The organism is Microcystis sp. LE19-41.2A (genome assembly GCF_027530405.1).
In the GTDB taxonomy this organism is placed as follows: domain Bacteria; phylum Cyanobacteriota; class Cyanobacteriia; order Cyanobacteriales; family Microcystaceae; genus Microcystis; species Microcystis aeruginosa.
Map to the genome: position 1 here is coordinate 1 of NZ_JAPZQJ010000391.1, position 5,660 is coordinate 5,660.

At 47.5% G+C, this 5,660-nt stretch carries 2 protein-coding genes; both read left to right on the forward strand.

Features of this window, described 5'->3' with window-relative positions:
- Positions 1–416: 416 nt before the first annotated feature.
- Positions 417–3,662, forward strand: a complete 3,246-nt coding sequence (gene carB, locus O9290_RS15940; RefSeq protein WP_288054905.1) for a carbamoyl-phosphate synthase large subunit — start codon at positions 417–419, stop codon at positions 3,660–3,662.
- A 228-nt stretch (positions 3,663–3,890) separates the two neighbouring features.
- A complete protein-coding gene (locus tag O9290_RS15945) occupies positions 3,891–5,291 on the forward strand; it encodes a TldD/PmbA family protein (protein WP_288054907.1) in 1,401 nt (466 codons plus the stop codon).
- Positions 5,292–5,660 lie beyond the last annotated feature (369 nt).

The following is a 5,660-nucleotide window of genomic DNA, read 5'->3' on the forward strand; positions in this document are numbered from 1 at the left end:
TAGGGTTTGCTGAAAAAGTTTTTCGTGGGGGCAGGGTGTGGGGTGTGGGGTGTGGGGTGTAGGGTTTTACCGATTTTCATCTGGTCAATTACCTAATTTTCAGGGAAAAAGTACCTGAATTTTCCCCCCGCTCACTCCCAGGTCCGGTACTTTTGGATTGACAAAAAGTCTAAAAGTCTTATCCAGCAAGGTTTTTAGATTTATTCAGCCAGCCCTACCTATCCAGTGATCGGTTGGGTGTTGGGGAGCGGGGAGATAGTGAACAGTCGCTAGTGCAAGGCTCAGATCTGATCACCGATCACTGATTCAAGGCTGACAGCTAGAATAAGGTCATTAAACCTAAATAAAGCTTTAGGGAATAGAGGGGTGACAACATATACAATGATTGGGGTTTATCCTCAAGCAAACCTAAGCCTATGCCACGCCGTGATGACTTACAGAAAATCCTAATCTTGGGCGCTGGCCCAATTGTCATCGGACAAGCCTGTGAATTCGACTATTCGGGAACTCAAGCCTGTAAAGCCCTGCGAGAAGAAGGTTATGAGGTAATTTTAGTCAATTCTAACCCCGCCTCGATCATGACCGATCCAGAAATGGCCGATCGCACCTACATTGAACCAATTCTGCCAGAAATTGTCGAGAAAATTATCGCCAAAGAACGCCCTGATGCGATTCTACCGACTATGGGCGGTCAAACTGCCCTCAATACCGCCGTAGCTTTGGCCAAAAGCGGCGTTTTAGAAAAATATAACGTGGAACTGATCGGGGCAAAACTCCCCGCTATTGAAAAAGCCGAAGATAGGGAACTATTCAAAAAAGCAATGGAGAAAATCGGTGTTCCCGTCTGTCCTTCGGGGATTGCCAACAATTTAGAAGAAGCAAAAGCGATCGGTCATCAGATCGGTTCCTATCCTCTCATTATCCGGCCGGCCTTCACTTTAGGGGGAACGGGGGGCGGTATTGCCTATAACCAAGAAGAATTTGAACCGATGGCCCAGTATGGGCTAGATTGTTCGCCTACATCGCAAATTCTCGTCGAAAAATCCCTAATTGGCTGGAAAGAATACGAATTAGAGGTAATGCGCGATCTAGCCGATAACGTGGTGATCATCTGTTCGATCGAAAACTTTGACGCTATGGGGGTCCATACCGGCGACTCGATTACGGTTGCGCCCGCCCAAACCCTAACCGATAAAGAATACCAACGCCTCCGGGACTATTCTAAGGCAATTATTCGGGAAATTGGCGTAGAAACTGGCGGATCGAACATCCAATTCTCCGTTAATCCCACTAACGGCGACGTAATCGTGATCGAGATGAATCCCCGGGTATCCCGTTCTTCGGCCCTAGCATCGAAAGCCACGGGATTCCCGATCGCTAAATTTGCCGCTAAACTAGCAGTAGGCTACACTTTAGACGAAATTCCCAACGATATCACCAAAAAAACCCCGGCTTCCTTTGAACCGACTATCGATTACGTCGTCACCAAAATTCCTCGCTTTGCCTTCGAGAAATTCCCCGGCTCCCAACCGATTCTAACCACCCAGATGAAATCCGTCGGGGAAGCCATGGCTATCGGTCGAACTTTCCAAGAATCCTTTCAAAAAGCTCTTCGCTCCCTAGAAACGGGACGTTTTGGCTTTGGTTGCGATAAAGTCGAAACTCTCCCCCCCCTCTCGGAAGTCCGGGCCAGTTTGCGGACACCTAACCCCGAACGGGTTTATAGTATCTACCATGCTTTTAAATTGGGCATGAATGGGGAGGAAATCCACGAACTAACCGGGATCGATCCCTGGTTCCTCGATAAATTGGCCGATTTGATGGAAACCGAGAAGTTCCTCAAACGAACTCCCCTGAAAAGTCTCGGCAAAGAGGACTTATTCGCTATTAAACAACAGGGTTTTAGCGATCGCCAAATCGCCTTCGCCACCAACACCAGCGAGGACGAAGTAAGAAGTTATCGCAAGGGTTTGGGTATTATTCCAGTCTATAAAATGGTGGACACCTGCGCGGCAGAATTTGAAGCTCTGACACCCTATTATTATTCCACCTACGAACGGGTAGAATCGGAAGTTTTACCCTCCGATAAACGCAAAGTGATGATCCTCGGTGGTGGCCCCAATCGCATCGGCCAGGGGATAGAATTTGACTACTGTTGTTGTCATGCCGCTTTTTCCCTGAGCAAAGCCGGTTTTGAGACGATTATGGTTAACTCTAACCCGGAAACTGTCTCCACCGATTACGATACCAGCGATCGCCTTTACTTTGAACCCCTGACTAAAGAGGATGTCTTAAATATCATCGAAGCGGAACAACCAGAGGGTTTAATTATTCAATTCGGTGGGCAAACTCCCTTAAAACTGGCGATTCCCCTGCAAAAATATTTAGAATCGCCTAATTGTCCCGTAAATACCAAAATTTGGGGAACTTCACCCGATTCGATCGATGCCGCCGAAGATCGGGAACGTTTTGAACAAATCCTCCGAGAATTAGATATCCGACAACCCCTCAACGGTATTGCCCGCAATTTCCAAGAATCCCAAGCAGTGGCTAAACGCATCGGTTATCCTGTGGTAGTACGTCCGTCCTACGTTTTAGGCGGTCGGGCGATGGAAATCGTCTATTCCGATAGCGAATTGGAACGCTATATGAAGTATGCGGTACAGATAGAACCGGATCACCCGATTTTAATCGATAAATTCCTCGAAAATGCCATCGAAGTGGATGTGGATGCCCTGTCAGATGCGACGGGAACAGTAGTTATCGGGGGATTAATGGAACATATCGAACAAGCGGGCGTACATTCGGGCGATTCTGCCTGTTCTATCCCCCATACGTCCCTGAGTGCCTCGGTTTTAACCACAATTCGACAATGGACGGTGGAACTAGCGAAAGCTTTAAAAGTAATCGGTTTGATGAATATCCAGTATGCGGTGCAGGGGGAGACAGTTTATATCTTAGAAGCGAATCCCCGCGCTAGTCGTACTGTTCCCTACGTTTCCAAAGCAACGGGAGTTCCTCTGGCAAAAGTTGCCTCCCTCGTCATGTCGGGCAAAACCCTAGCAGAATTGGGTATCATCAGCGAAGCAATTCCCCGTCATATTGCCGTGAAAGAAGCGGTTTTACCCTTCCAGAAGTTCCCCGGTGCTGATACTCTCCTAGGACCAGAAATGCGTTCTACAGGGGAAGTAATGGGGATTGACAGCGATTTTGGCAAAGCTTTCGCTAAAGCAGAAATGGCCGCCGGCGTGATTTTAGCCACCAGTGGGACGGTTTTCGTCTCGATGAATGATCGCGATAAAACCCCCATGGTTCCCGTGGTTAAGGATCTGCAATCCCTCGGTTTTCGCGTCGTCGCCACTTCCGGAACTCGTAAAGTTTTGTTAGAAAACGGTTGCGAAAATATCGATTTAGTGCTAAAGATTCACGAAGGCCGTCCCGACGTTGTCGATTGGATCAAAAATGACTGGATTCAGTTTATTGTCAATACTCCCAGTGGTGAAGAATCCCAAAACGATGGCCGAAAAATTCGCCGTACTGCCCTCGATTATAAGTTACCAATTATCACCACTATCGCCGGGGCAAAAGCGACAGTAGCGGCCTTAAAATCCCTGCAATCCCAACCTTTAGAGGTGAAAGCTTTACAGGATTATCTCGCCTAATTTCAGTTATCAGTTATCAGTTATCAGTTATCAGTTATCAGTTAGAAAGGGGATATAGGGGTTTAGGGAAATTTCAGCCAAATGCCCCACTACCCCACTACCCCATCTCCCCATCTCCCCACTACCCCATCTCCCCATCTCCCCATCTCCCCATCTCCCCACACCCCACACCCCATCACCCCATCTCCCCATCACACCCCACACCCTTCTCCCCAATTCCTAATTCCCATGACCGATACTCTAAACGATTATAAAAACCTGATTAGTGAACTGATTAACCGTTATAAAAACCGCGTCGATTTCCTGACAATTCGTCTGGAAGAAGCGCGGGGGACGAATATTCTACTACGTTCCGAACGAGTGGAAACCCTCAGCGAAGGTATTGCTATCGGTGGTCAGGTACGCGCCTGTTATAAAGGAGGTTGGGGATTTGCCAGCTTTAATCAATTATCCAGTTTACAGGAACGATTAGAAGATGCGATCGCTGCTGCCCGTTTAATTGGGGAAGAAGAAACCCTGATTGCTCCAGTAGAACCTGTAATTATCTCCTGTGAATTGCCTTTAACGGGAACGGACCCCCGTTTAGTACCATTAGCCGATAAAAAAGCCCTCTGCGATCGCTATAATAACTTACTGCGTCAACATCATGCCAGTATTGCCACCACTTCCGTCCGTTACAGCGATAGCAGTCAACATATTCTTTTAGGCACTTCTGACGGGACTTTAATCGAACAAAAATGGTCAGACTTAGAAATGCGTTTTTCGGCCACCGCTAGAGATGGGGACAGTGTACAAACGGGCCGGGAAACCACCGGATCCCGAAAAGCTTTCGAGGATCTGGTCAATTTAGAAGAACAGGTGCAAGGGTCGGCTAAACGGGCCGTACAAGCCCTAGTTTTGCCCCCTGTCAAGGGCGATACTTACACCGTCGTCATCGATCCCATTTTAACCGGTCTGTTCGTCCATGAGGCTTTTGGCCACCTTTCCGAGGCAGATATGTTATACGAAAATCCCGACCTTTTGGAAGTGATGAGTATGGGCAAACGTTTTGGACCAGATAACCTGCAAATCTTTGACGGGGCAGGTCCAGAAGGTCATCGGGGCAGTTATTTTTATGACGATGAGGGAACCCCCGCGACGACGACTCAGTTAATTAAAGATGGGGTTTTGGTGGGAAGACTGCATTCGCGGGAAACGGCGGGCAAATTAGGCGAAAAACCGACAGGTAACGCTCGTTGTCTCAATTATCATTATCCGCCCATTGTCCGCATGACCAACACTTGGATTGAACGGGGAACCACTCCCGTTAAAGAGTTATTTTCGGGGATAAAAACGGGAGTTTATGCCCAAAATTGGCAGGGAGGCATGACTAACGGCGAAATGTTCACTTTTAGCGCCGGGGAAGCTTGGATGATTCGCGATGGAGAAATTGCTGAACCCGTTAAAGATGTGACTCTCTCCGGTAATGTCTTTAAAACCCTAGCCAATATTGAGGCAATTGCTGATGATTTCTACTGGGACGAGTCAGGAGGCTGCGGAAAAGGGGGTCAAAGTGGTTTACCCGTCGGCTGCGGTGGCCCCAGTCTCCGTATCCGCGATGTGGTGGTGGGGGGAGAAGCAGATATTTAGTGAACAGTAAACAGTAAACAGTAATCAGTGCAAAGAAAGTGGGAAACTACTATTTAATACTGATAACTGATAACTAATAACTAATAACTGATAACTGCTATAGCGCAGTTTCATACAGCCGAAATCGGGTGTATCCCACATTTGCAGAAATACCGACAAGCATCAATTATCAGTGATACTAAATCCTGTTTAAAAAGTATAGGATAGTGGGGTGTGGGGTGTGGGGAGAAACAATTCATAACTTGAGAGTTAATCACACTATTAAAAAGGGATTTGGTATGACTCTTAAATTAGTACAAAAATATGAACAATCGCGTGTAAGCATCTCACAGTTAACCTAATGCGCGGGGGGTTTGGGGGCGGCGCCAC